Origin of the sequence: Vibrio sp. 10N.237.312.B06 (assembly GCF_041464685.1) — a bacterium.
In the GTDB taxonomy this organism is placed as follows: Bacteria; Pseudomonadota; Gammaproteobacteria; order Enterobacterales; family Vibrionaceae; genus Vibrio; species Vibrio tasmaniensis_A.
This window is the reverse complement of the sequence record NZ_JBFSPI010000186.1, coordinates 1-1,914: the sequence shown is the minus strand read 5'-3', so window position 1 is coordinate 1,914 and position 1,914 is coordinate 1. Positions and strand designations below refer to the sequence as shown.

Sequence of the window (1,914 nt, the reverse complement as noted above, 5' to 3'; positions counted from 1 at the left end):
AACTCTTTACCATGCTGTTCAAAAAACACTCACGAAAGATCAACACGCCCTAGCAGAGATGTTACATCAACCGTGTATTTTTTAAACTCTGCTACGAGTTCGACCACTTCTCCTGATTCCGCTAGCATTTCAAGGTGCTTTCCCAAACGCTCCGTAATCACACTTAGCTGAGGGTGAAAATTTTTCAGATGACCCGGCTGAAACATAGGTTCTGTTAATTTTCGTTGATGCTTCCAACGTTCCTCTTCAGCAGAGAATACGCCATTGAGACCGACTTCATCAAAGACACTCTCGATATTCTTTAGGCGGCGAAACTCCTCAGGTCGAGACTTTAGCACGGACTTGATTTGAGCTGCATCAGACAATACAAGTACATCTTTCATGCCTAGTTTTAAACGAAAATGAGCACCGTACTCTTTAATCCAACACAACATTTGCTGATGAACATTGGGCTGTTTTAAATAGCTCACATGTCCTAAAACACCAGAAGTGGGTGGCATTGGTAGTTGCTCAATTCGCTTCATTTTCATTTCCTTATGTATATCATTGATGGCGCGTAACAATACTGAAGTTACGGCTAGAGCGATAAGTAAAAGTCAGCATCTAATTTAGCAAGTTTCATGGTTTGGTAAGTAAAGGTATGTAAGTGAGTGGTTAACCGCTAAGTTTACGAAACCTCGGAACCGGAGATTCCCCGACAATTACTTAACGAATATTTTTGATAGTGGACTAATTACCCCGTTGGCTCCTCTATCTATGATGTGAGTATATATTTGCGTTGTTTTTAGATCGGTATGTCCAAGCTGTTCTTGAACTGTTCTAATATCAGCACCGCTTTGAAGAAGGTGCGTCGCAAATGAATGCCTTAAAGTGTGGCAGGAAATATTTTTCTCAATGTCGGCTTTTTGGCTAGCGACCTTAATGTGTTTTTGTAGTGCTGTTGGATGAATATGATGCCTACGTAATTCACCTGTTCGCAAATCGGGTGCCAGACGAGCAGAAGGAAAAAGAAATTGCCAATTTAAGCTTCTTTCTGCACTCGGGTATTTTTTAGCTAGAGAGTCGGGCAGGTATACGCCAGAAAAAGCTTTATCATGTATATCTTGCTGATAGTATTCTGCGGATTTCTGTTGTTGTAACTTGATTGAAGGGAAAAGCTCGGGGGCTATTGTCACTATACGGTTCTTTCCTCCTTTTCCTTGCCACACTCGCACTGATTTGTAGTCATAGTCGATGTCTTGCATTCGTAAGCGTAGACACTCCATCAACCGTAGGCCTGACCCATACATTAATTGGTAAGGTAATTTGAAGTTAGGTGAGCAGTGGTTAAAGAACCTGCCAATTTCTTCTGGCGTCATAACCGTTGGCAACTTTCGGGATTTGTCTGAACGGCGAAACTGCATATCAAGTTCAATGGGTTCCTGGATGATTTCTTTGTATAAAAAGACTATCGCATTGAGGGCTAGGCTCTGCGTTTTCTGTGCTGACTTCCTATCAACAACTAAGTGCGTCAGGAAGTCTTCTACATGCCTTGAAGTCAAACTTCTGGGATGCTTTTTATTATGATAAAGAATGTACTGGTGAATCCAATAGATGTACGCCTGTGTAGTACGAAGAGCATAGTGTCTTCCCAGCATATATTCTTGTATGTAGGCTAGAAATGGTGATTTTTGCATTTTAATTTTAACTGGTTATATATACATGAATTGCAGTTTGGCACATCAATTCATGCTATATAGAAAAAATCTGTATTTTGGGATTCAGGCAGATGCTCGTAGTGCTTAAGTTGCTGTTAGTTTTCATAAAAACGGGGTATGGTTAACTTCATCAAGATACTAGATAGAAAAATTCTATATTTAAATGCAGAATTTTTCGGTCTAAGAGCTGTTGAACTAAGCCGCTTCGCGGAGGGCT

2 protein-coding genes are annotated in these 1,914 nt (G+C 40.6%); both read right to left on the bottom strand.

The window, feature by feature from the left end:
- Positions 1–29: 29 nt before the first annotated feature.
- On the bottom strand, positions 30–524 hold the full coding sequence (locus tag AB6C75_RS23405; protein WP_372109496.1) for a cytochrome P450: 495 nt from the start codon (positions 522–524) through the stop codon (positions 30–32).
- 177 nt (positions 525–701) lie between these two features.
- Positions 702–1,676, bottom strand: a complete 975-nt coding sequence (locus AB6C75_RS23400) for an integron integrase (RefSeq protein WP_372109494.1) — start codon at positions 1,674–1,676, stop codon at positions 702–704.
- Positions 1,677–1,914: the final 238 nt, after the last annotated feature.